Raw genomic sequence first — 24,091 nt, 5'->3', positions numbered from 1 at the left:
GCCCCCACCAGTGCCGTTCCGCCCCACGCAGGACATTGTGGCGTGAACGCGGCGCGGCGGCGTCCCTCCCCAGGGGGACGCGCCCGTCCCCCGCGTCCGGCCGCGGGAAACGGCTCCACGGCGGGATGCCCTGGCGCGGCGCGGGTCCGTAGCCTCCCGGAGCATGGACGCAACCATCGAAGTGCGGGGCCTGCGCAAACGGTTCGGGCCGACCGTCGCCGTGGACGGCCTGTCGTTCACGGTCGGCCCCGGGCAGGTCACCGGGTTCGTCGGCCCCAACGGCGCCGGCAAGTCCACCACCATGCGGATGATCATGGGTCTGGACCGGCCCGACGCGGGCACGGCGCTGGTCGGCGGGAAGCCCTACCGGACGCTGCGGACGCCGCTGTGCCGGCTCGGGGCGATGCTGGACGCGTCCGCGGTGCACCCGGCGCGCCGGGCCCGCGACCATCTGCTGTGGCTCGCGCACGCCAACGGGCTGCCGGTCCGGCGGGTCGACGAGGTGATCGAGCTGGCGGGCCTCGGCGGCGCGGCCCGGCGCCGCGCGGGCGGGTTCTCGCTCGGCATGCGGCAGCGGCTCGGGATCGCGGCGGCGCTGCTCGGCGACCCGCCCGTGCTGATGTTCGACGAGCCGGTCAACGGGCTGGACCCCGAGGGCATCGCGTGGATGCGGGGGCTGCTGCGGTCGCTGGCCGCCGAGGGCCGGGCGGTACTGGTGTCCAGCCACCTGATGAGCGAGCTGGAGGGCGGCGCGGACCACCTGGTGGTGATCGGCCGGGGCCGGCTGATCGCCGACACGAGCGTCCGGGAGCTGCTGGACGCCGCGTCCGCAGGGCGGGTGGAGCTGCGCACCGGCCGCCGCCAGGAGGCGATGACGGTGCTGGCGCACGCGGGCGCCACCGTGACCGCGACCGGCGCGGACGCGGTGACCGTCACGGGCCTGTCCTCCGAGCGGATCATCACCCTGCTCACGGGGGCGGGGGTGGCGTTCACCGGCATCGCCGAGCACCGGGCGTCGCTGGAGGAGGCGTACATGGAGCTGACCAGGGACGCGGTGGAGTTCCAGGCCGTGACCGGGCGGGAGGCGTCGTGACCCCCGCCAAGCCCGCCGCCGTCGAGCCGTACCGCAGCACCGTCCAGGCTGAGGCCCGCGACGGGTTCGGGCGGCTGCTGCTGGCCGAGTGGACCAAGCTGCGGACCGTCCCGCGCTGGCTGCTGACCCTGCTGGCGGCGGTCATGGTGACGGTGGCGGTGGCGCTGCTGACGGCCGCGAGCAGCCAGTCCAGCGGCGGCGGGGGCGGCGGGCCGGTCGACCCCGCCCGGCGGCAGATCATCGACCTGGGCCACTACACCTACCTGCCGCTGAGCGGGGACGGGTCGGTCGTCGCGCGCGTCACCTCCCAGGACGGCGGCGGCGGATGGGCCAAGGCCGGGCTCATGATCCGGGGCAGCGCCGAGCGGGCCGCCCCGTACGCGGCGCTGATGGTGACGCCGGAGCACGGCGTCCGGCTGCAGACCGGCTACAAGGGCGACGGCGCGGGCGGCGGCGCGGGGACGGCCCCGCGCTGGCTGAAGCTGACCCGCGCGGGCACGACCGTGACCGGCTACGAGTCGGCGGACGGGCGCGCCTGGCGTCGCGTGGGGGCGGTGCGGCTGGAGGGGCTGCCGCCGTCCGCGCTCGCCGGGATGTTCGTCGCCGTCCCGGACGAGATCAAGGTCCGGCGGATGTTCGGCGGGGAGACCGTCGACGGGCATCCCCGCGTCACGCGGGCCACGTTCGACCACGTGTCGGCGTCCCCGGCCCCGCAGGGCGCGCAGTGGCGCGACCGCGGACTGCCGGGCGGGCCCGCCGCCGACCCGGCGATGGACGGCCGCACCCGGTCCGGCGGGACGTTCACGCTCACCGGGACGGGCGACGTCGGCCCCGACAGGTTCGCCGACGACGACACCAAACGGACCCTCACCGGCGTCCTGGTCGGGCAGGCGGCGATCATCGCGCTCGCGGTGCTGTTCGTCACGTCCGAGTACCGGCGCGGGATGGTCCGGACGACGTTCGCGGCGACCCCGCGGCGCGGCCGGGCACTGGCCGCCAAGGCGGTCGTGGCGGCCCTGGCCGCGCTGGCGGCCGGGCTGGCGGCGGCGTTCGGCGCGGTGCTGCTGTCGGCCCCGGTGCAGCGCTCGAACGGGCTGGCACCGCCGTCGCTGTCGGACGGCGCCGTGCTGCGCGCGGTCCTCGGCACGGCGGCGCTGCTGGCCGTCGTCGCGGTGTTCGCGCTGGCCGTCGCGGTGATCGTGCGGCGCAGCGCGCCCGCGATCACGATCGTGCTGATGGTCCTGCTGCTGCCGCAGATCGTCGCGACCGGGCTGCCGCTGTCGGCGGCGCGGTGGCTGGAGCGGCTCACCCCGGCGGCCGGGTTCGCGGTCCAGCAGACCGTCACGCGGTTCGACCGGGCGATCGACCCGTGGGCCGGGTTCGGGGTGCTGTGCACGTACGCGGCGGCGGCGATGGCGGCCGCGCTCTGGCAGGTCAGGAAGCGCGACGCATGATGAGCGGGGCAGGGTATGCGGTGCGGGCGGAGTGGACGAAGCTGCGGACGCTGCCGAGCACGGGCTGGCTGCTGCTGGCGCTGGCCGGGCTGACGGTGGCGGTGGGCGCGGCGGTGACCGGGTCGGTGGACACCTCGCACTGCACGAGTCCCGCCGGATGCCAGGAGGACACGCCGAAGCTGGCGCTGTCGGGCGTCCGGCTGGGGCAGGTCGCGGCGGTCGTCCTCGGGGTCCTGGCGGTCGGCGGCGAGTACGCGGCGGGGACGATCTCCGCGACGCTGGCGGCGGTCCCGCGGCGCGGGACGGTCCTGGCCGCCAAGGCCGCCGTGGTCGCGTCCGCCGTCGCCGCGGCGGGGACGGCCGGGGTGCTGGCGTCGCTGGCGGCGGCGCGGGGCCTGCTGCCCGGCAACGGGTTCACCGCCGCGAACGGCTACCCGCCGCTGTCACCGCTGGACGGGCCCACGGCGCGGGCCGCGGCCGGGACCGTCCTGTACCTGGTGCTGGTGGCGCTGCTGGCGCTCGGGGTGGGGACGGCGGTCCGGGAGCAGGCGGCGGCGATCACGGCGGTGCTGGGACTGCTGTGGATCGTCCCGGTCGTCGCCGCGTTCGTCGGGGACGAGGCGTGGCGGGACCGGCTGGAGAAGTTCGCGCCGATGTCGGCGGGGCTGGCCGTCCAGTCGACGCGGGGCCTGGAGCGGCTGCCGATCGGGCCGTGGCCGGGACTCGGCGTGCTGGCCGGGTACGCGGCGGCGGCGCTGCTGGTGGGCGCGGTGCTGCTCGCCGTCCGCGACGCCTGAGGCGTGAGGCGCGTGAGGCGCGTGACCGGGGAGATCAGGTGCGGGACGGGGAGTCGTCCTCGTCGATGACCTCGCCGCGGACGACCGGTCCCGGCGGGGTCTCGACGCGACCGGGACCAGGGCCGGGGCCGGGTCCGCGTCCGAACGGGTCGAACCCGGCGGTGAAGCCCGGCGGGAACGCCGACCGGGTCCGGGCCCGGGCCTCGGCGGCCCGCATCCGCCGGGACGCGTACCGCGACAGGGCGCGGCGCACCAGCGGGCGGGTGAACGGCAGGACGAACGCGAACCCGAACACGTCGGTGACGAAGCCGGGCGTCAGCAGCAGCACGCCCCCGGCCATGACCAGGGCGGCGTCGGCGAGCTCCCGGTCGGGCATGACGCCGCGCCGCAGCGCCTCCTCCAGGGCCCGCCAGGCGCGGCGGCCCTCGCGGCGCACGATCCAGCCGCCGAGCAGGCTCTCGGCGACCAGCAGGGCGACCGTGGGCCAGGCGCCGATCGCCCCGCCCACCTGGATGATCACGTAGATCTCCAGGACGGGCATCACCAGGAACGCCAGGACCAGTAGCAGCGGCAGCATGGCTCCATCTTCGGGTCGCGGGGAATTTCCCTCTCCCCGTACAACGCCGGGACACCCCCGAACGTTTCCCTCCGCAGCCCAGGGGCCCGGGCGGCGCGGGTTCAGCGGGGCGGGCGGCGTTTGCGGGTGCGGTCGGACACGCCCCACTGGGTGATGCGCAGCGCCGCCTCGGCCATGACGTCGCGGCTCATCTTGCTGGTCCCGTGGACGCGCTCGACGAAGGTGATCGGGACCTCCACCACCCGCAGGCCCTGCCGGACGGCCCGCAGCGCCAGGTCGATCTGGAAGCAGTAGCCGCGCGAGTCGACGTCGTCCAGCCCGATCTTGTCGAGCGTCGCGGCGCGGAACGCACGGTAGCCGCCGGTGGCGTCGTGCAGGTGGAAGCCGAGCATCAGCCGCGCGTAGGTGTTCGCGCCGCGCGAGAGCGCCTCGCGGCGCCTGGGCCAGTTGCGGACCTTGCCGCCGGGGACCCAGCGGGCGCCGATGACCAGGTCGGCGTCCTCCAGGGCGGTCAGCAGCCGCGGCAGTTCCTCGGGCTGGTGGGAGCCGTCGGCGTCCATCTCGACCATGACGTCGTAGCCGTGCTCGGCCGCCCACCGGAACCCGGCGATGTAGGCGGGGCCGAGGCCGTCCTTGCCCGCGCGGTGCAGGACCTTGATCTGCCCGTCCACGGCCGCCAGCGCGTCGGCGACCTCGCCGGTGCCGTCGGGGCTGGCGTCGTCGACCACCAGGACGTCCACCGCGGGGACGGCCTCGCGCACCCGGCCGGTGATGCGCTCGATGTTGTCCCGCTCGTTGTACGTCGGGATGATCACGAGCACCCGGCCGAGGTCGGCTGGGATCTCCATCGGTGTCAATTCCCCTCGTTCGTCCTGGCCGCCGTCCGTGCCGCCGTCCGTGCCGGCCGCCCGGTCCGCGCCGCCCATGCCGCGGCGCAGGCCGCGCCGAGCCCGAGCGCCGCGAGCACCCGTTCGGGCGCGGCGCCGAGCCGGTCCGAGAGCGTCCGCGACGTCCGTGCCTGGACGGTCGCGACCTGCAGGTCCGGGACGAACTCCCCGGACCGGTCGATCATCCGGCCGTCCGGGGCGACGATCGCGCTGATGCCGCTCGTCGCGGCAACCAAGATCGTACGGCCATGCTCGACCGCGCGCAGCCGGGACATCGCGATCTGCTGCGGCGGGAGGCTGGTGCGGCCGTAGGTGGCGTTGTTGGTCTGCACGACCAGCAGGTCGCCGCGCGCCACGTCGCGGACCTCCCTGTCGTAGGCGACCTCGAAGCAGATCACGTCGCCGACCGTCACCGGGCCCATCCGCATGACGCCGGAGCGGGTGCCCTTGGCGAAGTCGCGGGGGATCCGCTCGAACCGCGTGATCAGCTTGGTGAGGACGTCGCGGAACGGCAGGTACTCCCCGAACGGGACGGGGTGCCGCTTGACGTAGTAGTCGCCGGGCCCGGTCTGCGGGTCCCAGACGATGCCGCGGTTCTCGACCTTCTCGCCGTCGGGGGTGTCGGTCAGCGCACCGACCAGGACGGGGACGCCGACGGCCTTCACCGCGCCGTCGATGGCGTTGTAGGCCTCGGGTTCGGCGTAGGGGTCCAGGTCGCTGGCGTTCTCGGGCCACACGACCAGCTCGGGCCGGGCGACCTCGCCCGCGCGGACCCGCCTGGCCAGCTCGTGCGTGGCCTGGACGTGGTTGTTCAGGACGGCCTTGCGCTGGCCGAGGTAGTCCAGGCCGAGGCGCGGCACGTTCCCCTGGACGACCGCGACCGTGACCGGGCGGCCCGAGGTCGGGGTGGGGATCAGCGCGCCGCCGCCGGCGAGCGCCGCGATCACCGCGAGCGCCGCCACCGCGGGCGCCAGGGCACGCCAGGACGCTCTGGAGCGCTCCTCCGCCCGCTCGCCTACCCTGCCGGGGCGCGCCCGGTACGTCCGGTGGGCGACGACGGCGGCGTAGGCGAGCAGGCCGCCGATCAGCGCGGTCAGGAAGGTGACGAGCGGTGCGCCGCCGTAGGACGCGTAGGGCGTCAGGGGCGTGGCGGTCTGGCTGAACGCCAGCCGCGCCCACGGGAACCCGCCGAACGGGACGTGCCCCCGGATCAGCTCCTCGCCGACCCACAGCGCGGCCGTCCAGACGGGCCAGCCCGGCAGCCGCGAGACCAGGGAGATCCCGGCGCCGAGCGGCAGGAAGTACAGGGCCTGGACGAGGCTGAGCACGATCCACCCGTCCGGGCCGATCGCGGAGATCCCCTCCAGGACGGGCAGGAAGAACGCGGCGCCGCCGACGAAGCCGAGCCAGGCGCCGGTCCGGGGCGACCGGCCGCGCAGGACGAGGGCCAGCAGCGCCACGCCGATGGGCGCGAAGGGCGTGAGGTCCAGGGGCGGGAACGCCAGCCACATGATCAGCCCGGACGTGACGGCCAGGAGCGTGCGGGGCCAGCCGGCGCGGCCGCCCGTGCGGAGCCACGCGGGCACGCCGCTCAGCCGTCCCTGCCGCGCGGGGCCCGCGGACTCGCCGCCGGTGTCGGCGCCGGGGCCCTCGCCGGGGCCTTTGGCCGGCGACCGGTCCGGCAGGGTCTCCTGGGCCACGTCCCACCTCGTTCATTTCGGTCCTTGGTGGGAACGCTACCGGGCTCCGGCGGCCACGGCGACCGCGGCGGCGCGCGTGATCCCGCCGCTCGTCGTCCCGTGAAGCCCCAGCGCACACGGAGGGCGGGGCGCGGACACGGAGGGGGGCGCGGACACGGAAGAGGGCCCGCGACATCCATCGGGCCGGAGTCGTCCCACAGGCGGTGAGAGCGAGGCTCCGTTTTCTACTGGATGTCCGGGCCCTTCCCGGGTCCAACCCCCCGCGCGATCGGGCGGCTCCGTCCGGGCACGGCCCCGGATCGCCGCGCTGGCTCGGGCGGGCACGTGTCGACCACTCGCGTGATCCCCGTCCCGTCGTGCGCGGCGCCCGGCGGCGCCCCGGGCGGCCGATCGGTGAGTCCCGTGCTGGACTGCTGCAAAACTACCGGCTTCCGCCACCTTGTCAACCGCCGCATGTTCTGCGGCGACTCAGCGTTTTCCCAGCTCAACACCATGATCGTGACGCTGTGCGAATTGGCCGGGCCGAATTTCGATCTTTGCGCGCGCGGGCATGACCGAGCGTGGCCGGACGCTCCCGCGGCGCGCCGGGCGCGGTCGCTCAGCCGCCGGGCGCAGACGCTCAGCCGCCGGGCGCGGACACGACCACGGTCCCGGTGGCGGTGACCGCGACGATCGGCTCGGGCAGCGCCTCGGCGGCGGACTCCCCCTTGTCGGGACGTCCCCGGCACACCACGCGGGCCTCGAACTCCATGACGCGGCTGCGGGTGCCCGCCCTGGTGAGGACGGCGGTGGTCTCCAGGACGTCCCCGGCCCGGACGGGCGCGCGGAACTGCACGTCGGAGTAGGAGGCGAACAGGCCCTCGTCGCCGTCGGTGCGGATGCACAGCTCCGTCGCCACGTCCCCGAACAGGCCGAGGACGTAGGCGCCGTCGACCAGGTCGCCGGCGTAGTGGGCGTGGGAGTAGGGGATGTAGCGGCGGTGCGTGACGGACGTCCCCTCGCGCGGGTCGCTCACTGGTCGTCGTCCTCCTCATCGGATCGGGGCGCGTCGGCAGGGTGCGGGGTGTCGGCGGGCAGCAGGGCGTGGACGAGGTAGCTGGCGACCTCGGCGGGCGTGGTGCCCTTGCCGAAGATCCGGTCGACGCCGAGGTCGGCCTCGCTCACGGTGTCGAAGCGGGGGCCGCCGACGACCAGCAGCGGCCGCCCGATCCCGCCGGCGACGGCGGTGGGGTACTCGGCGTGGAACGCGGCGGCCATCTGCTTGGTGTTGTGCAGGTGCGCGTTGCGCTGGGTGACGACCTGAGACACCAGGACGGCGTCGGCGTCCTCGGCCTTGGCGCGCTCCACCAGCTCGGCGACGGTCACCTGCGCGCCCATGTTCACCACCTGGATCTCGCGGTAGTACTCCAGGCCCTTCTCCCCCGCGAACCCCTTGACGTTCAGGATCGCGTCGATGCCGACGGTGTGCGCGTCGGTGCCGATGCAGGCGCCGACGACGACCAGCTTCCGGTTCAGCGCCCGCCGGATCGCCTGGTTCACCTCCTGCGAGGTCAGCAGCGGGTAGGCGCGCTCGGCCGGGACGGGGATGGACGCGTAGTCGATCAGGTGCCCGACCTTCCCGTACACGATGAAGAAGGTGAAGTCGGGGCCCATCGGCTTGGCGTGGACAACGCTGGCGGGGTCCAGGCCCATCTTCCCGGCGAGCTGCAGCGCGGCCGCGTCGGCGCGCTTGCCCGCGGGGACGGGCAGGGTGAACGACATCTGCACCATGCCGTCGCCGGTGGTGTCGCCGTAGGGGCGGATCACCTGCCGGGTGTCGGCCGGCTCGGTGGGGGTCTGCGTCCCGGTTCCGGGGCTCTCGACCGTCATGCGGGCACCTCCTGTCCGGCCGTGCCGGCGGCCGGGCCGCCCGCCGCGCCGGCGGCGGGGTCGGGGTTCTCGGCGTCGAGGATCTCGATCGCGGGGTTGACGTAGCCGTCGGCGCGGGGGACGACGCCGTCCAGCCCCTTGCCCCCGTCGGGCGGGCGGCGGGTGACGCCGAACGTGCCGTCGGCGATGGCTTCCAGGAGCCCGTCGTCGGCGATGCGGCCGAGCAGCTCGACCGACTCCGACAGGACCTGCTTGGCGCGCTGGACGAGCATGCCGTCCGGGCGGGGCATGAAGTCCTCGGCGAGGTTCCCGCAGGCGTCGCGGACGTACCGGACGTTCTCCAGCGCCAGGTCGCGGTCCGACAGCCAGGGGGTGTGGATGCCCTCGGTCATCATCCCGATCAGGATGATCGACTGCCCGGTCATCACGCCGGCGAGGTTGAAGAACGCGTCCAGCAGGTACCCGGCGAAGATGTTGCCGGTCATGTGCTTGGTCGGCGGCATGTACTTCAGCGGCGCGCCGGGGAACAGCTCCCGGACGAGCTGCGCGTGCGCCAGCTCCAGCCGGAACGACTCGGGGATCGACGGGTCGATCTCGAAGGCGTGGCCGAGGCCGAGCTGCGCGTCGGCCAGGCCCGCCTCGTGCCCGAACCGCTCGTTCAGCAGCTGGCTGACGATCACGGTGTGCGCGGCGTCGACGGCGTCGGCGGTGGTGAGGTAGTTGTCCTCGCCGGTGTTGATGACGATGCCGGCGCGGGCGTGGATCTGGCGGGAGAAGCGCTGGTCGATGAACGTCCGGCGGGGGTTGATGTCGCGGAAGATGATCCCGTACATGCAGTCGTTGAGCATCATGTCCAGGCGCTCGAGCCCGGCGAGCGTCGCGATCTCCGGCATGCACAGGCCGGACGCGTAGTTCGTCAGCCGCACGTACCGGCCCAGCTCGCGCGACACCTCGTCCAGCGCGGCCCGCATCAGCCGGAAGTTCTCGCGCGTGGCGTAGGTGCCGGCGTAGCCCTCGCGGGTGGCCCCCTCGGGGACGAAGTCCAGCAGCGACTGGCCGGTGGAGCGGATCACCGCGACGACGTCGGCGCCCTCGCGGGCGGCGGCCTGCGCCTGCGGGATGTCCTCGTAGATGTCGCCGGTCGCCACGATCAGGTACACCAGCGGCCGGGGCGGGTCGGACATGTCGGGAGTGGGCAGCTCGCGCAGCAGGGCGTCGCGTTCGGCGCGGCGTCGGTCGATGCGGCCGATCCCGGCGCGGGCGGCCTCGGCGGCGGCCTTGCGGGCGTGCTCGGCGTCGGTGCCGGCGGGCAGCCGGAACGACACGCGGCCCCGGGCGGCGGCCCGGGCGAGGTCGCCGAGGGAGCCGTGCGGGCCGTTCAGCAGCGCGTCCCACACGGGCAGCGCCGCGCCGTGCTCCAGGCCGACCTGGTCGCGGACGGCGTCGGCGAGGTGGTTGGCCCACGGCCGCCCCTCGTCGTCGGCGCCGGTGAGCCCGGCGAGGCGCAGCAGGGCCCGCTCGACGGAGACGGTCGTGTGGGAGCGGGCCATCCGGATGATCGGCTCGGCGGCCCGCGCGGCGAGCCGCCGGGCGGCGCGCACCGCCTCCGGGTCGAGGTCCAGCTTTCCCTGCGGCGCCCCGTTGAAGTCCATGCCGCCGACTCCCCTCGCACGGCCGTCCCTGTCGGGGCGTCCCGTCAATCGTCCTTCGTTATGAGATCTCTACGAGAGATCTTCCGGTATGAACACCGTATTTCACAAGAACTACCATTGGCTCTCCCCCGCCTCACTCCCCGTACAGCTCCATCTTCCCTGGCCGGGCGGTCACCTCACCGCCGGGTGACGCCTGGCCGGATCCCGGGCGTGGCGACTGACCGTAAAACTACAATCACCGCAGGTAGTGGCGGATCCATCCCCCAGGAGAGCCATGATCGTCTATCTAGCGGCCGCGGCCTGCGCCATCGGCGTCGTGCTCGTGGCAAGCCGGCTGGTCCGGCGCACGCGCGGCGTCGACGACCCCGACCCCGACGGCCCCACCGTCGCCCACACCGGCGCGATGCTGTCCGCGCTGTTCCTGCTGGCGTTCGCCATCGCCGTCGTCGTCCCGTGGACGTCGGCGGACTCCGCGCGCTCCAACACCTACACCGAGAGCCAGGCGATCGCCGAGGCGCACTGGGCCGCGTCGCGGCTGCGGCCGGCCGACGCCCGGCACGTCCAGCAGGGGCTGCGCGACTACGTCGACCTCGTCCGCGGCCCCGAATGGCGCCTCATGAAGGACGGGCGCCTCAGCCACCGCGGCTGGACGGAGCTGGACCGCCTGCGCCGCGACGTCATCGCCGTCAAGCCCGGCGACGACGACGAGCTCAAGGAGGCCCGCGCCACCGTCCTGAACCACCTCGGCGAGATCTCCTCGGCCCGCCGCCAGCGCGCCATGGACGCCCGGACCTCGCCGCCCGCCGGGCTGCTGATCATCACCGTCCTGACCGGCATCGTCGTCGTCCTGCTGCCCTTCCTGTCCGGCGCCAGGCCGCGCGGGATGACCCTGGTCCCGCTGTCGCTGATGGCGTCGCTGCTCGCCGCCGGGACGTACCTGACCATCGACATCTCGCACGTGTTCACCGGGGCCCTGGCGGTCGGCCCGGAGGCGTTCACGGGCCTGCACGCCGACCTGCAGCGCATCGCGAGGGGCGGGTGAGCATGCGCATGCGCCGCGCCGCCGTCCTGCCGGTCCTGTCCGCCGCCGTCGCGGCCGGGCTCGCCTTCCCGTGCTGCGCGCTCGCCGCCCAGCCGCCACCGATCCCGATCCCGAAGCCGCGCGTCAGCCTGTGCGTCGGCGTGGAGATCAACCTGCCCGGCGGGCCGGGTGCGTCCAAGCCCTCCCACTGGCCGACCTGCACGCCGCCGCCGCTGCCCACGCCCCCCACGCCGCCCACGCCCACGTTTCCGCCCATACCGCCGACGCCGACCGTCGTCCCGCCGGACCCGCCCGAACCGTCCGAACCTCCCGAGCCGACGCTCCCGGCGCCGCCCGCCACCGAGACCCCGCAGCCGCCGCCCAAGCCGCGCCCGCGGCCCGCGACGGCCCGTCCGCCCGCGCCCCCGCAGCCTCCCCGGCCGAGGCCGCAGCCGTCACCGCCGGAGGAGGCCGAGCCGGCCCCGGCGCACACGGCGCCCCGCGCGGAGCGGCCGCCGCCGCGGCGCCGCGACCCGCTCAGCACGTCTCTCGTGCTGGCGGTCATCGCGATCGTCGTCAGCGCGGGCGCGGCCATCGCGTTCGCCCGCTGAGGGAGCCCGCCAGGGAGCCCGCGTTAGCGGCGGCCGACGCCGCCGAACACCAGGAAGCGCTCGGGGTCGGCCACGGCCCCGCCCTCGTCCGGACGCCACTGCGGGACGTACACCAGGCCGGGGTCCAACAGGTCCCAGCCGTCGAAGAAGCGCAGGATCTCCGCGTGCGAGCGGGACACGGCAGGGGAGCTGGCCCGGTCGTACAGCTTGCCGATCGCCGCGGTCTTGCCCGGCTCCGCCTCGTGGGTGAGGTGGGAGATCACCAGGTGGCTGCCGGGCGCGGCGGCGTCGCGCAGCGCGGCGACGATCGCGGCCGGGTCCTCCTCGTCCTTGACCAGGTGCAGCGCCGCGACGAGCAGGAACGCGACCGGCCTGGACAGGTCGAGCAGCCCCTTCAGCGCGGGGTCGGCGAGGATGTCCTCCGGGCGGCGCATGTCGGCCTGCAGGACGACCGCCCGGTCGTCGCCCGCCAGGATGGTGCGGCTGTGCGCGACCGCGACGTCGTCGTTGTCGACGTACACCACCTTCGCGTCCGGGTTCACGCTCCGCGCGACCTCGTGCACGGTCCCCTGCGTCGGGATGCCGGACCCGACGTCGACGAACTGGTCGACGCCCGTCCCGGCGATCGCGCGGACCGCGCGCAGCAGGAACGCCCGGTTCGCCTGCGCGAGCTCCCGCGCCTGCGGCTCGACCCGCAGCAGCGCGGTGGCCAGGTCGCGGTCGGACGCGAAATTGTGGTCGCCGCCGAGCAGGTAGTCGTACACCCGCGCGACGCTCGGGCGCGTGCTGTCGACCTCGGGGGGAATCCACTCGGAGCCCATGCGTCGTCTCCCTTTCGCGACCGGAGGGTGCCGTCAGCGGGCCTCAGAGTAACGCGGATCCGCCCGAGCGGCCCCGTGCGGTACCGTGCGGCCTCGCGCGCACGATCACTGGCGCACGCGACCCCCGATGAACGCAAATCTCCGGTATGCGGAACGGCCCGGCATACGGAAAAGTGAAGGACGTGCCCGAACGACCCCCGCGGCAGGCGGCGCCGGTGACCGTCCTGCTGACCCCGGACGGGAGGATCATCGGCTGGAGCGAGGGCGCCGCGCGCCTGTTCGGCCGCGGTGCCGGGGAGGCCGTCGGGGTCTCGCTCGCCGATCTGCTCGCCGGCCTGCCCGGCGGGGACGGCGCCGCCGAGCCGCTCATGGGCGCCCTCAAACGCGCCGCCGAGGGACGCCCGTGGTCCGGGGTGCTGCCCCTGCCGGGCGGCGCGGGCGCGGGTCACGGCCTGTCGGTGGCCTGCGAGCCGATGACCGTCGAGGACGGCGGGACCGCCGTCGCGCTGATGGTGTCGCCGCCGTGGGCCGGCGGGCTGGAGCTGCTGAGCGAGGCGGGCCGCCGCATCGGCTCGACCCTGGAGCTGCACCCGACCGCGCGGGAGATCGTCGAGGTCGCCGTCCCGCGGTTCGCCGACGCGGGCGCCATCTACGTGCTGGAGCGGCTCCTCGCCGACGACGATCGGCCCGCCACGGAGGCCGGGAGCAGGGACGCCGAAGGCGGGGACGGCGGCGGACCGGCGGTCGTGCGTCGCCTGGCGGTCGCGTTCGCCGAGGACGACCCGCGCGGCTGGGCCCGCGAGTTCCCCGTCAACGAGGTGATCGTCTACCCGCCGTCCACGCCGTACGCGCGGTGCCTGGCCACCGGCCGCATGGTCGAGTTCGGCGGCGACACCGTCCAGAGGACCCTCGCGCACCGCACCGGCCGCTTGATCGAGGGCCTCCTCGATCACGTGTCGCTGCTGGCGGTGCCGCTGGTGGCGCGGGGCCGGGCGCTCGGGTTCGCGGTGTTCAGCCGCAAGCGCGGCCGGCTGCCGTTCACCGCCGCCGACGCCGCACTGGCCGCCGAACTCGCCGCACGCGCCGCGACGTGCATCGACAACGCCTGCCAGTACCGGCGCGAGCACCGCACCGCCACCGCGCTGAAGTCGAGCCTGGTGCCCGCCGCGATCGCCGCGCCGCCCGGCCTGGAGATCGCGCACCGCTACCTGCCGGCGCGCAGCGGCGTCGGCGGCGACTGGTACGACGTCGTGCCGCTGTCGGGCGGCCGGATCGCCGTCGTGATCGGCGACTCGGTCGGCCACGGCGTCACCGCCGCCGCGGCGATGGGGCAGCTGCGGGTCGCCGCGCACACCCTGGCCAGCTGCGAGTTCCGGCCCGCCGAGGTGCTGGAGCGCCTGGACGCCATCGCGCAGGACCTGCACGCCGCCCAGTTCGCGACCTGCCTGTGCCTGGTCTGCGACCCGGCGACGCGGCGCTGCGAGGTGGCGTGCGCCGGGCATCCGCCGCCGCTGCTGGCGCTCCCCGACGGGACCGTCCGGCACTTCGCGGCCCCGCGCGGCCTGCCGCTCGGCGTGTCCGACCAGGCGCACCCGCCCGAGTACGAGCAGGTCACCGAGACGATCCCGGCGGGCGCCACCCTCGCCCTCTACACCGACGGCCTGGTCGAGAGCCGGCGGCGCAACGTGGACGAGGGCATCGCCCGGCTGGCGTCCGCGCTGGTCGCGTCCCGGGCGGGTACGCCGGAGGAGACCGCGGACGGCGTCCTGGCCCTGCTGTCGGACCAGCGCGGCCGCGACGACATCGCGCTCCTGCTCATCCGCCCCGTCTGACCGCGCCCCGGCTTCTACAGGCCGGGGATCTCGTGGTTGCGGAACGCGTCCACGAAGTAGGTGTGGTCGTCGCGGACGATCTCGGCGTACTGCATGCCGAACGCGACCATCGCGGCGACGAACGCCGACTCGTCCGGGCCGATCACCGCGTCGATCGCGTCCTCGACCTGGAAGTCGACCAGGGTGTGGTCGGAGTCGGTGTCGGACACGCAGTGCACCTTGGCGGTGGCGCGGCCCAGGTCGTCCAGGACCGACAGCATGTCCTCCGGCTCGCTGAGGCCGCTCCAGTCCAGGTCCTCCTCGTAGGGGGACAGCTCCTGGACGACGTACCCGACGCCGCCGATCCGGGTGTGGCCGAGCCAGGGGTCGCTGTTGGCCTGCAGCGCCCGCCGCGACACGGCGGTGCGGTGGCCGTGGTGGCGGAAGTACTCGCGGATGCGGGGGTCGTCGACGACGCGGCTGGCGGCGGCGATGTTGCCCTGCTTCATCGACAGGACGACGTCGTTCTCCAGCGCCTGCGTGTTCCCCTCCACCAGGATGTTGTACGCCGACAGCCCCGCCGACCCGATGCCGAACCCGGACGCGCCGACGATGTCCTTGACCTGGTAGGTGAGGCTGCCGAAGCGCTTCTCGGCCGGGATGGTCGTCAGGTACTCCTGGTAGGCGGCCTCGACCTCGGCGCGCTCGGCGTCGTCCAGCCGCCGCACGCCGGGACGGTCGCGGAACCGCCGGTCGGGCCCGTGGACCTCCGTCATCCCGGCCAGCAGCCCGATCCGGGTGCCGCCCATCGCGGCGATCAGCACGTCCCGGACGTACCCGTCGGTGGTGTCGAGCGTCAGCGCGAACCTCTCGTCGCCGTCGTGCGCGGCGAACCGGCGGACCTGGTCGACGTAGGCGCGCACGTAGGTCTCGATGAGCCGCCGGATGTCGGCGTCGGAGATCGCCTTCTGCCAGGCCAGCAGCGCCAGGCTCGCCACGAACCGCTTGACGTCCCAGGTGAAGTGCCCGACGTAGGCCTCGTCGTAGTCGTTGACGTCGAACACGAACACGCCGTCGTCGTTCATGTAGGTGCCGAAGTTCTGCGCGTGCAGGTCGCCCTGGATCCACACGCGGGACGTGCGCTCGTCGGCCCACGGGTCGTCGTCGGCGGCGATGTCGGCGAAGAACAGGCACGCGCTGCCCCGGTAGAACGCGAACGGGTCGGACGCCATCGTCCGGAAGCGGCGGCGGAACTCGGCGGGGCTGCGCTCCATCAGGTCCGAGAACGCGTCGACCAGGACGTCGACGATCTGCGCCCGGCGCTCCTTCGGGTCCCGCCCGCGCAGTTCCTCGGTGATGCTCCCCATGCCGTCTCCCTCAATGATCGGTTCCCCCGCCGCGTCCGGGGCGTTCCGGTCATTGTGCCGAATCGTGCCCGGTCCGGGAGGTGAACAGCGCGCGGACGGCCGGTTCCGACCGCACCAGGTCCAGCGCGGCGTCGGCGTGCCCGGGGACGTAGCCGTTCCCGATGAGCATCGTCACGTCCGCGGCGAGGCCCTCGGCGCCGAGCGCGGCGGCCGGGAACGACGTCGCCATCGAGAAGAACACGACGGTGCCGCCGGGCGCGGTCGCCAGGATCGCGCCGTGCTCGCAGCCCGGCACGTCCACGCAGACGACGGTGACGTCCACGGGCTCTCCGATCGCGGCGGCGACGGCGACGGGGTCGCGGGCGTCGGCGCGGACGACGGCGTCCGCGAGCCCGGTCGCCGACAGGGTCTCCTCCTCCTCGGCGGTGGGCACCAGCCCGATCACGCGGGACGCGCCGGCGCGGCGGGCGGCGGCCAGCGACAGGCAGCCGCTCTTGCCCGCGGCCCCCAGCACCGCCACGACCGGCGCGCCCTTCTCGGCCTTGCGGGACGCGACGACGCGGCGGGTGAGGGCGGGCGCGCCGCACACGTCCATGACGGCGAGGGCCAGCGGGACGGGCAGGTCGCCGGGCAGCACCGCGGCGATCGACCGGGCGAACAGGATGGCGTGGCCCTCGGCGGGCACCTGCTCGGACAGGCCGTCCCAGCGGGCCAGGCCGTCGGTGACGGACAGCGGCGTGAGGGTCAGCGAGACGAGGGTGGCGACGCGGTCGCCGGGCTTCAGGCCGAGCGGCGAGGCGGGCCCGGCCTCGTCGACGACGCCGACGAGCATGCCGCCCGACCCGGTCACGGGGTTGTGCATCTTGCCGCGCTCGCGGACGATCCGCAGCACGTCCGCCCGGATCGCGTCCGGGTCGCCGCGGTGCGCGGTGCGCAGCTGCCGGTAGGACGCGGCGTCCAGGTTGAGGCGCTCGACGGCGATGCGGACCTCGTCCGGGCGGATCCGGGGGTCGGGGTCCAGCCGCAGCGCGGCCTGCGGCAGCACGCCCGCGGGCTCCAGCACCCGGTGCAGCCCCACCGCCGTGCCCGTATCCGTGCCGCCCGTGCCCGTGCCGCCCGTGTCGCCCGTACCGTGCGCGCCGCCCCCGCCGTCGCTCATCGCCGTCCCCGCCTCTCCGTCGAATCCGATGGCGTCACGTAAGATGTACCGAACACTACTGGTTTCATCGAAATTCTTCCCGTAACGTCGGCCTCGTACAAGAGTTTTATGCGATCAGTATGAGGCGAGGAGGCGGTCGGCGATGACCACTGCCCTGCACCCGGACAGCGGCGGGCCCGTCCTGTCCGAAAAGACCGCACGCCAGCCCTACGTGTACCGGCGCCGGCCCCTGGAAGAGCCCGACTGGCGGCGGATTCCCGGATGGCGGGACGTCACGCAGGACGATTGGGAGTCCGCCCAATGGCAGCGCGCCCACTGCGTGAAGAACCTGCGCCAGCTCCGCCAGGTCATGGGCGACCTGCTGGACGAGTCGTTCTACGCCGACCTGGAACGTGACCACGCCGAGCGCGCGACCATGTCGATGCTGCTGCCCCCGCAGATGCTGAACACGATGGACACCTCGTCCACCGACGCCTTCTACGCCGACCCCGTGCGCCGCTACATGCTCCCGGTGTTCAGCGACCGGCGCACCGACTGGCCGTCCCACCCCCACGCCGCACGCGACTCGCTGCACGAGGCCGAGATGTGGGCGGTCGAGGGCCTCACGCACCGCTACCCGACCAAGGTCCTGGCCGAGATCCTGCCGACCTGCCCGCAGTACTGCGGCCACTGCACCCGCATGGACCTCGTCGGCAACTCCACCCCGAACGTCGACAAGCACAAGTTCACCGTCAAGCCGCCGGACCGGCTCGGCGCCATGCTCGACTACCTGCGCCGCACGCCCGGCGTCCGCGACGTGGTCGTCTCCGGCGGCGACGTCGCCAACATGCCGTGGCCGCGGCTTGAGTCGTTCGTCGCCTCGCTGATGGAGATCGGCAACATCCGTGACATCCGCCTGGCCAGCAAGGCGCTCATGGGCCTGCCGCAGCACTGGCTGCAGGACGACGTCCGCGCCGGCATGGAGCGCCTGGCCGCCACGGCGCACGAGCGCGGCGTCCAGATCGCGATCCACACCCACGTCAACGCCGCCCAGTCGGTGACGCCGCTCGTCGCGAAGGCCGCCCGCGCGATGCTCGACACCGGGATCCGCGACGTCCGCAACCAGGGCGTGCTGCTGCGCGGCGTCAACGACTCCCCCGCCGCGCTGCTCGACCTGTCGTTCGCGCTGCTCGACGAGGCCGCGATCATGCCGTACTACCTGTACATGTGCGACATGATCCCCTACAGCGAGCACTGGCGGCTCGCGGTCTGGGAGGCGCAGGAGCTGCAGCACGCGATCATGGGCTACCTGCCCGGCTTCGCCACCCCGCGGATCGTCTGCGACGTCCCCTATGTCGGCAAGCGCTGGGTGCACCAGCTCGCCGACTACGACCGCGAGCGCGGGATCTCCTACTGGACGAAGAACTACCGCACCGCCCTGGAGGCGTCCGACCCGGACGCGCTGACCAGGCGGTACGAGTACCACGACCCGATCTACACGTTGCCGGAGCGCGGCCGCGAGTGGTGGCGGCGGCAGGCGCAGGCCGCTTGAGCTCCCGAGCGCGCCACCGCCCGGTGCCTTTACGTTGTAGATCACTAGCGGTGCCGCCTATGCTCGGGCAGGTGACCTCCGACCTGACCTGCCGGTTCCCGCTCGGCGCGGCCCTCACCGCCGCCGATCTGGAGAACGATCCGCACCCGCACCTGGCCCGGCTGCGCGAGCGCGAGCCGGTCTCCTGGCTGCCGGCGCTCGGCGGCTGGCTGGTCACCTCCCGCGACCTGGCGCTGCGCGTGATGCGCGACGCGGCCGCGTTCACCGTGGACGACCCGCGCTTCTCCACCGCGCAGGTCGTCGGGCCGAGCATGCTGTCGCTGGACGGGCCCGTCCACACCCGCCACCGCGACCCGTTCGCCCGCCCGTTCCGCCCCGCCCGGACCCGCGAACGGTTCACCGCGTTCGTCGAGGCCGAGACCGCGCGGCTCGTCGGCGGGATCGCCCCGGCGGGCCGGGCCGAGCTGCGCGGCGAGCTGGCGGGGCCGCTGGCCGTCGCGGTCGTCGCCGAGGCCCTGGGGCTGGACGGCGTGGACGCGGCGACCGTCCGGTCCTGGTACGGCGCGTTCGTGGACGCCGTCTCCGTGATCACGGCGGGCGGCGCGGCGCCGCCCGCGTCGGGCGAGGCGTACCGGCTGCTCACCGCGGCGGTCGAGGAGGCGATCATCGCGTCGCGTCCCGGGTCGCTGCTCGCCGAGGCCGCCCGCGACGAGGCCGGGCTGACCACCGCCGAGGTCGTCGCGAACGCCGCGATCCTGATGTTCGGCGGCATCGACACCACCGAAGGCATGATCGCCAACGCCGTGCTGCACCTGCTCGGGCATCCCGACCAGCTGCGGCTCGTCCTGGACGACCGCGACCTGCTGCCCGCCGCGATCGAGGAGTCGCTGCGGCTGGAGCCGTCGGCGTCCGTCGTCGACCGGTACGCCGCCCGCGACGCCGAGATCGGCGGGACACGGATCCGCGCGGGCGACCTCGTCCGCGTCTCGCTCGCCGGCGCCAACCGCGACCCGGCCGTCTTCGCCGACCCCGACCGCTACGACGTGCGGCGCGCCAACGCCGCCGAGCACCTGGCGTTCGCGCACGGCCCGCACTTCTGCTTCGGCGCCCACCTCGCCCGCCTGGAGGCCCGGACCGCGCTCACCGCGCTGCTGGACCGGCTGCCCGGCCTGCGGCTCGACCCGTCCCGCCCGGCCTCCCCGCATGGCCTGGTCTTCCGCAAGCCGCCGCATCTGCACGTCCAATGGGACGCGTGATGTGGGAACATGCCGGAATGATCGTGGAACGCCGGGTCGAACTGCGCTTCGCGCAGGAGAGCCGAGAGGCCGAGACGCACACCAACCTGTCCGCCGTCCGCCAGGACGGACGCTGCCTCTGGGTGGCGGGCGACGAGACCGCCACCATCGAGCGGCTGACCGCCACCTTGGACGGCGACGGGCGCGTCACCGCCTACGAGGGGCAGGCCACGGTCGCGCTCGCCGACCTCGTCCCGCTGCCGGCGGGCCCCGGCGAGGAGGCCGACATCGAGGGGCTGGCCCGCGCCAACGGCTGGCTGTGGGCGGTCGGCTCGCACAGCCTCAAGCGCAAGAAGGTCAAGCAGGGGCAGAGCGACGCGAAGGCGCGCAAGCGGCTGGCCACCGTCGTCCGCGAGGACAACCGCTTCATCCTCGTGCGGCTCCCCCTGGTCACCGGCGACGACGGGCTGCCCTCGGTCGTCCGCGAGGACGGCGGCCGCACCGCCGCCCTCCTCGGCCTCGACAAGGACTCGCTCACCGACCTGCTGCGGGACGACCCGCACCTCGCGCCGTTCCTGTCCATCCCCAGCAAGGACAACGGCATCGACATCGAGGGCGTCGCCGCGCACGGCGACCGCCTCTACATCGGGTTCCGCGGGCCGGTGCTGCGCGGCTGGGCGGTGCTGGTGGAGATCCGCCCCGGCGAGCACCCGCGCGACCCGCAGCGGCTGCGCGCCCTCCCGGTCGGCGACGGCGGCGAGCTCTACCGGACGCACTTCCTCGACCTGCGCGGCCTCGGCATCCGGGACCTGTGCCCGCACGGCGACGACCTGCTCGTCCTCACCGGCCCCAGCATGGACCTGGACGGGCCGGTGCAGGTCGTGCGCTGGCGGAACGCGGCGAAGGCCGACGCCGCCGAGATCGTCACCTCCGACGAGCTGGAGGTGGTGGGCGACCTCCCCTACGGCGACGGCGACGACCACGCCGAGGGCATCGCGGTCCTGGACGAGGGGCCGGGCACCCGCGTCCTGGTCGTCTACGACAGCCCGTCGCCGGAGCGGCTCACGGCGGACGGCGGCGTCCTCGCCGACGTGGTCACGCTCCCCGAGTAAGCGCTCGCTTTCGCCGTCTGCGAGGATGGTCGCGTGACCGTCGGCAGCGGAGGGACGAGGCGAGCATGATCGAATGGTCCGACGAAGACCTGATGATCCGGGACGCGGTGCGCGGCTGGATCGACGCGGAGGTCCGGCCGAACCTGGACGCGCTGGAGTCGGGCGAGCTGCCGCCGTACGACCTGCTCCGCGGCCTCTACAAGACGTTCGGCATGGACGAGCTGGCCCGCTCCTCCTTCCGCGCCCGCAAAGAGGGCGACGCGGACGGGCAGCGGCCGCGCGGCGGGAACGCGGCGATGACGATGATCCCCGTGATCGAGCTGTGCAGGGTCGCGCCGGGACTGGTGTCGGCGATGGGCGTCGGCCTCGGCCTCGCCGCCGGGACGATCATGAAGCGCGGCACGCCGGAGCAGAAGGAGCGCTGGGCGCTGCCGCTGCTCACCATGGAGAAGATCGGCGCCTGGGCGATCACCGAGCCGAACTCGGGGTCGGACGCGTTCGGCGGCATGCAGTCCACCGCGAAGAAGGTCGGCGACGAGTACGTCATCAACGGGAGCAAGACCTTCATCACCAACGGCCCCTACGCCGACACCATCGTCTTCTACTGCAAGCTCGACGACCGTCCTCCAGCCCCCACCCACCACCATTCAAACGACGAGCTCCGCTCGGCGCCCGATGGCGATCCGCGCGACCGGGAGATCCTCACGTTCGTCCTCGACAAGGGCATGCCGGGGCTGGAGCAGAGCAGGCCGCTGCGGAAGATGGGCCTGCACTCCTCCCCCACCGGCGAGCTGTTCCTGGACGACGTCCGCGCGGGCGCCGACCGGCTCCTGGCGGCGGGCGAGGGCGGCGGCAAGGAGTCGGCGAAGCAGAACTTCGTCACCGAGCGCGCGGGCGTCGCCGCGATGGCCCTCGGAGTCATCGAGGAATGCCTGCAATTGTCGGTCGAGTACGCCAGGACCCGCGAGCTGTGGGGCCAGAAGATCGGCGACTTCCAGCTCATCCAGCTCAAGCTCGCCAAGATGGAGGTCGCGCGGCTCAACGTGCAGAACCTGGTGTTCCGGCACATCGAGATGCAGCGCGCCGGACGCGCCCCCACCCTCGCCGAGGCGTCGGCGATGAAGCTGTACTCGGCGCAGGCCGCCAACGAGGTGGCGCAGGAGGCCGTGCAGCTTTTCGGCGGCAACGGCTACATGAGCGAGTACCGCGTCGAGCAGCTCGCCCGCGACGCGAAATCGTTCCAGATCTACGCCGGGACTGACGAGATCCAGGTCACCCATATCGCCCGGGATCTGCTGTCGCGCTGATCCTCGGAGCCCCCACGGCGCCGTTGCCGCGCGGTGAATGCGGCGCGAACTTTCGCGGCGGTCGCGGCATCGAAATGGAGGAGGGCGGGTGAAGGTCTGGCGCCCGTCCTCGCCCGAAGGCCATTTCTGGACAGCCGACGATGGGGACTGGATACTCACAGCTATGGACGGTCAGCCCTCATTCCCGGTGAGAGCGTCCGACATGGAACGGGACCGTGTGCTGCGCGTCCTCAGCGACCGCGTGGCCGAGGGCCGGATGTCGAACGAGACGTTCGAGCGCCGCGTCGACCAGGTGCTCCAGGCCCGCAGCCAGGCCGAACTGGCCGACATCGTGCACGACCTGCCGCCCGGCAACCGCGTCCTCAACCGGCTGACCGGCATCGTGTCCTCGGTGTCGCAGGTGACCGCGCGGATCGAGGCGGCCTGGCGGGCGCCGCGGCTGCCGCGGTTCATGCTGCCGCCGGGCGACCTGAAGCGCATCGTCGTCGGCCGCGCCCCCGGCTGCCAGTTCATCCTCACCGACCTGACCGTCTCGCGGTTCCACGCCGAGATCTACCGCGCCGACGAGGGCTGGATGATCTCCGACCTCGGCTCGATGAACGGCACGCGGGTGAACGGCTGGCGGCTGACCGGCCCGGCCCGCGTCCGGCCCGGCGACGAGGTCGGCTTCGGCAACTCCAGCTTCATCGTCACCGCGCCCTGAGCGCTCCCCCGCCGCCCCGCCGACGTTCCGCCCGCTCCGCCGCGAAAGTCCGGGTCCGGTCCAGGTCTTGACGTGATCGTTAAGAGTCCTTACTTTCTCCCCAAGTTAGGAAACCTTCTTAACGCGAGACCTCAACGCGGAGGCGCCGCCGTGTCCACGCCCGTCCCCGGGACGCCCAGCCTGCTGCGGGCGATCAACGACCGCGCGGCGCTGGAGGCGCTGCTTGACCGGGGACCGCTGACCCGGCCGCAGATCTCCGACCTGACCGGCATCTCCAAGCCGACCGCCTCGCAGCTGCTCGCGCGGCTGGAGGAGGCCGGGCTCGTCGTCCGGGACGGGATCCGGGAGGGCATGCCGGGGCGCACCGCCGAGCTGTACCGGATCAACGGGGCCGCCGCGCACGTGGCCGGCGCCGACGTCACCCCGGCGCGGATCCGGGTCAGCGTCGCCGACCTGGCCGGGACGGTCGTCGGGGAGCACGCGCTGCCGACGCCCGACCGCACCGGCGTGGACGTCGTCGCCCGCATGGCCGCCGCGCTCGACGGCGCAGCCGCCGCGGCGGGCCTGACCCGCGAAGAGCTCGGCCTCGCCGTCATCGGCATCCAGGGCGCCGTCGACCCGGCGACCGGGCGGCTCGGGTACGCCTCCCACATCCCCGGCTGGCACATCCCGGACCTGGTGGCGACGCTGAGCGACGGGCTCGGCGTGCGGATCGCGATCGAGAACGACGTGAACCTCGCCGCCCTCGCCGAGCGCGCGGACGGGCAGGCCGCCGGGGCGGGCGACTTCGTGCTGCTGTGGGTCGCCGACGGCGTCGGCATGGCCGTCGTGCTGAACGGCGCGCTGCACCGCGGCGCGACGGGCGGCGCGGGCGAGATCGGCTACATGCCCGCGGTCGGCGCCCCGCTGATGCGGGACGTGCGCCGCACCCACACCGGCGGCGTGCACAGCCTCACCGGCGGCGCGGCCGTGCTGAAGCTGATGCGCGAGCACGGGTTCCGCGGCCGCGACGCCGCCACCGCCCTCGGCCGCGCCGCCGACGACGTCGGCGCGGCGGCCGGGACGCGCACCGCGTCCGACGCGGGGGCCCGCGCCGAACGGGCTCTCACCGAGCTGGCGAGCCGGCTCGGCGTCACCCTGGCCACCGTCGTGGCGATCGTCGACCCGGGGCTCGTCGTCCTCACCGGCGACGTGCTCCTCGCCGGCGGGGAACCGCTCCGCGCACGCGTCGAACAGCACCTGCACAGCCTGACGATCCCGCGCCCCGAGGTGCGGCTCAGCACCGTCAAGGGCAACCCGGTCCTGGCCGGGGCGCTGCAGCAGGCGCTCCGGGAGACCCGCGACGAGGTCTTCTCCAGCACCGTCCCCCTCCCCTGACCCAGCC

21 protein-coding genes are annotated in these 24,091 nt (G+C 74.2%); 12 read left to right on the top strand and 9 right to left on the bottom strand.

Annotated elements, in window-relative coordinates; genetic code table 11:
• The first annotated feature begins 163 nt into the window (after positions 1–163).
• From E1287_RS31745 to E1287_RS31735, 3 genes are read left to right on the top strand one after another with little or no spacing between them, the layout of a single operon-like run.
• The gene (locus E1287_RS31745) at positions 164–1,093 is read left to right on the top strand and encodes an ATP-binding cassette domain-containing protein (protein ID WP_131968961.1); all 930 of its coding nucleotides are present in this window, start codon (positions 164–166) and stop codon (positions 1,091–1,093) included.
• Positions 1,090–2,547, top strand: coding sequence for an ABC transporter permease subunit (locus tag E1287_RS31740; protein ID WP_131968960.1), 1,458 nt, complete (start codon positions 1,090–1,092; stop codon positions 2,545–2,547). Before E1287_RS31745 ends, E1287_RS31740 begins: the two co-directional genes overlap by 4 nt.
• Entirely contained in the window at positions 2,544–3,344 is an 801-nt protein-coding gene (locus E1287_RS31735) for an ABC transporter permease subunit (RefSeq protein WP_131968959.1), read from the top strand. Before E1287_RS31740 ends, E1287_RS31735 begins: the two co-directional genes overlap by 4 nt.
• A 34-nt stretch (positions 3,345–3,378) precedes the next feature.
• Here the strand turns inward: E1287_RS31735 and E1287_RS31730 are convergent, their stop codons facing one another.
• From E1287_RS31730 to E1287_RS31705, 6 genes are all read right to left on the bottom strand, one after another.
• A complete protein-coding gene (locus E1287_RS31730; RefSeq protein WP_131968958.1) occupies positions 3,379–3,921 on the bottom strand; it encodes an FxsA family protein in 543 nt (180 codons plus the stop codon).
• A gap of 101 nt (positions 3,922–4,022) precedes the next feature.
• On the bottom strand, positions 4,023–4,769 hold the full coding sequence (locus E1287_RS31725; protein WP_131968957.1) for a polyprenol monophosphomannose synthase: 747 nt from the start codon (positions 4,767–4,769) through the stop codon (positions 4,023–4,025).
• A 5-nt stretch (positions 4,770–4,774) separates the two neighbouring features.
• On the bottom strand, positions 4,775–6,508 hold the full coding sequence (gene lnt / locus E1287_RS31720; protein WP_243719567.1) for an apolipoprotein N-acyltransferase: 1,734 nt from the start codon (positions 6,506–6,508) through the stop codon (positions 4,775–4,777).
• Between the two features lie 619 nt (positions 6,509–7,127).
• Positions 7,128–7,523, bottom strand: coding sequence for a hotdog fold domain-containing protein (locus E1287_RS31715; RefSeq protein WP_131968956.1), 396 nt, complete (start codon positions 7,521–7,523; stop codon positions 7,128–7,130).
• Positions 7,520–8,377: an OAM dimerization domain-containing protein gene (locus E1287_RS31710; protein ID WP_131968955.1), complete on the bottom strand. Its 858-nt coding sequence runs from the start codon at positions 8,375–8,377 to the stop codon at positions 7,520–7,522. The genes E1287_RS31715 and E1287_RS31710 overlap by 4 nt, the downstream gene beginning before the upstream one ends.
• The gene (locus E1287_RS31705; RefSeq protein ID WP_131968954.1) at positions 8,374–10,029 is read right to left on the bottom strand and encodes a lysine 5,6-aminomutase subunit alpha; all 1,656 of its coding nucleotides are present in this window, start codon (positions 10,027–10,029) and stop codon (positions 8,374–8,376) included. The genes E1287_RS31710 and E1287_RS31705 overlap by 4 nt, the downstream gene beginning before the upstream one ends.
• A 274-nt stretch (positions 10,030–10,303) precedes the next feature.
• On the opposite strand from E1287_RS31705, the gene E1287_RS46450 reads away from it, so the two are divergent.
• Positions 10,304–11,071: a DUF4239 domain-containing protein gene (locus E1287_RS46450; RefSeq protein ID WP_131968953.1), complete on the top strand. Its 768-nt coding sequence runs from the start codon at positions 10,304–10,306 to the stop codon at positions 11,069–11,071.
• Positions 11,068–11,661, top strand: coding sequence for a hypothetical protein (locus tag E1287_RS46445; RefSeq protein WP_131968952.1), 594 nt, complete (start codon positions 11,068–11,070; stop codon positions 11,659–11,661). Before E1287_RS46450 ends, E1287_RS46445 begins: the two co-directional genes overlap by 4 nt.
• Positions 11,662–11,684: 23 nt before the next feature.
• On the opposite strand, the gene E1287_RS31690 is transcribed toward E1287_RS46445, so the two are convergent.
• The gene (locus tag E1287_RS31690; protein ID WP_131968951.1) at positions 11,685–12,482 is read right to left on the bottom strand and encodes an SAM-dependent methyltransferase; all 798 of its coding nucleotides are present in this window, start codon (positions 12,480–12,482) and stop codon (positions 11,685–11,687) included.
• Positions 12,483–12,664: 182 nt separating this feature from the next.
• Here E1287_RS31690 and E1287_RS31685 point away from each other — a divergent pair, with 182 nt between their 5' ends.
• Positions 12,665–14,314, top strand: a complete 1,650-nt coding sequence (locus E1287_RS31685; protein WP_165969286.1) for a SpoIIE family protein phosphatase — start codon at positions 12,665–12,667, stop codon at positions 14,312–14,314.
• A gap of 14 nt (positions 14,315–14,328) precedes the next feature.
• On the opposite strand, the gene E1287_RS31680 is transcribed toward E1287_RS31685, so the two are convergent.
• Together E1287_RS31680 and E1287_RS31675 are read right to left on the bottom strand one after the other, a co-directional pair.
• A complete protein-coding gene (locus E1287_RS31680; protein WP_131968949.1) occupies positions 14,329–15,660 on the bottom strand; it encodes a DUF2252 domain-containing protein in 1,332 nt (443 codons plus the stop codon).
• Positions 15,661–15,709: 49 nt separating this feature from the next.
• Positions 15,710–16,819: a zinc-binding dehydrogenase gene (locus tag E1287_RS31675; protein WP_165969285.1), complete on the bottom strand. Its 1,110-nt coding sequence runs from the start codon at positions 16,817–16,819 to the stop codon at positions 15,710–15,712.
• Positions 16,820–16,961: 142 nt separating this feature from the next.
• Here E1287_RS31675 and E1287_RS31670 point away from each other — a divergent pair, with 142 nt between their 5' ends.
• The 6 genes from E1287_RS31670 to E1287_RS31645 all read left to right on the top strand — a co-directional run bounded on the left by E1287_RS31670 (position 16,962) and on the right by E1287_RS31645 (position 24,084).
• Positions 16,962–18,350: a lysine 2,3-aminomutase gene (locus tag E1287_RS31670; RefSeq protein ID WP_131968948.1), complete on the top strand. Its 1,389-nt coding sequence runs from the start codon at positions 16,962–16,964 to the stop codon at positions 18,348–18,350.
• Between the two features lie 71 nt (positions 18,351–18,421).
• Positions 18,422–19,606 (top strand): cytochrome P450, encoded by a 1,185-nt coding sequence (locus E1287_RS31665; RefSeq protein ID WP_243719565.1) that lies wholly within the window; start codon positions 18,422–18,424, stop codon positions 19,604–19,606.
• Between the two features lie 17 nt (positions 19,607–19,623).
• Positions 19,624–20,697 (top strand): DUF3616 domain-containing protein, encoded by a 1,074-nt coding sequence (locus E1287_RS31660; RefSeq protein WP_131968946.1) that lies wholly within the window; start codon positions 19,624–19,626, stop codon positions 20,695–20,697.
• 65 nt (positions 20,698–20,762) lie between these two features.
• The gene (locus E1287_RS31655) at positions 20,763–22,004 is read left to right on the top strand and encodes an acyl-CoA dehydrogenase family protein (RefSeq protein ID WP_131968945.1); all 1,242 of its coding nucleotides are present in this window, start codon (positions 20,763–20,765) and stop codon (positions 22,002–22,004) included.
• A gap of 163 nt (positions 22,005–22,167) precedes the next feature.
• Positions 22,168–22,707 carry a DUF1707 and FHA domain-containing protein gene (locus E1287_RS31650; protein WP_131968944.1) on the top strand — a complete coding sequence of 180 codons (540 nt, stop codon included), beginning with the start codon at positions 22,168–22,170 and terminating at the stop codon, positions 22,705–22,707.
• Positions 22,708–22,857: 150 nt separating this feature from the next.
• A complete protein-coding gene (locus tag E1287_RS31645; protein WP_131968943.1) occupies positions 22,858–24,084 on the top strand; it encodes an ROK family transcriptional regulator in 1,227 nt (408 codons plus the stop codon).
• Positions 24,085–24,091: the final 7 nt, after the last annotated feature.

The sequence above is a fragment of the Actinomadura sp. KC06 genome, assembly GCF_004348735.1.
GTDB lineage: Bacteria > Actinomycetota > Actinomycetes > Streptosporangiales > Streptosporangiaceae > Spirillospora.
This window is presented reverse-complemented; position numbering and strand designations above follow the sequence as displayed.

Bases quoted from the DNA above. Each gene is read 5' to 3' on its own strand.
- E1287_RS31655 (WP_131968945.1), top strand. From the start codon at position 20,763: ATGATCGAATGGTCCGACGAAGACCTGATGATCCGGGACGCGGTGCGC.
- E1287_RS31735 (WP_131968959.1), top strand. From the start codon at position 2,544: ATGATGAGCGGGGCAGGGTATGCGGTGCGGGCGGAGTGGACGAAGCTG.
- E1287_RS31745 (WP_131968961.1), top strand. From the start codon at position 164: ATGGACGCAACCATCGAAGTGCGGGGCCTGCGCAAACGGTTCGGGCCG.
- E1287_RS46450 (WP_131968953.1), top strand. From the start codon at position 10,304: ATGATCGTCTATCTAGCGGCCGCGGCCTGCGCCATCGGCGTCGTGCTC.
- E1287_RS31730 (WP_131968958.1), bottom strand. From the start codon at position 3,921: ATGCTGCCGCTGCTACTGGTCCTGGCGTTCCTGGTGATGCCCGTCCTG.
- E1287_RS31690 (WP_131968951.1), bottom strand. From the start codon at position 12,482: ATGGGCTCCGAGTGGATTCCCCCCGAGGTCGACAGCACGCGCCCGAGC.
- E1287_RS31710 (WP_131968955.1), bottom strand. From the start codon at position 8,377: ATGACGGTCGAGAGCCCCGGAACCGGGACGCAGACCCCCACCGAGCCG.
- E1287_RS31705 (WP_131968954.1), bottom strand. From the start codon at position 10,029: ATGGACTTCAACGGGGCGCCGCAGGGAAAGCTGGACCTCGACCCGGAG.
- E1287_RS31670 (WP_131968948.1), top strand. From the start codon at position 16,962: ATGACCACTGCCCTGCACCCGGACAGCGGCGGGCCCGTCCTGTCCGAA.
- E1287_RS31675 (WP_165969285.1), bottom strand. From the start codon at position 16,819: ATGAGCGACGGCGGGGGCGGCGCGCACGGTACGGGCGACACGGGCGGC.
- E1287_RS31660 (WP_131968946.1), top strand. From the start codon at position 19,624: ATGATCGTGGAACGCCGGGTCGAACTGCGCTTCGCGCAGGAGAGCCGA.
- E1287_RS31725 (WP_131968957.1), bottom strand. From the start codon at position 4,769: ATGGAGATCCCAGCCGACCTCGGCCGGGTGCTCGTGATCATCCCGACG.
- E1287_RS31650 (WP_131968944.1), top strand. From the start codon at position 22,168: ATGGACGGTCAGCCCTCATTCCCGGTGAGAGCGTCCGACATGGAACGG.
- E1287_RS31680 (WP_131968949.1), bottom strand. From the start codon at position 15,660: ATGGGGAGCATCACCGAGGAACTGCGCGGGCGGGACCCGAAGGAGCGC.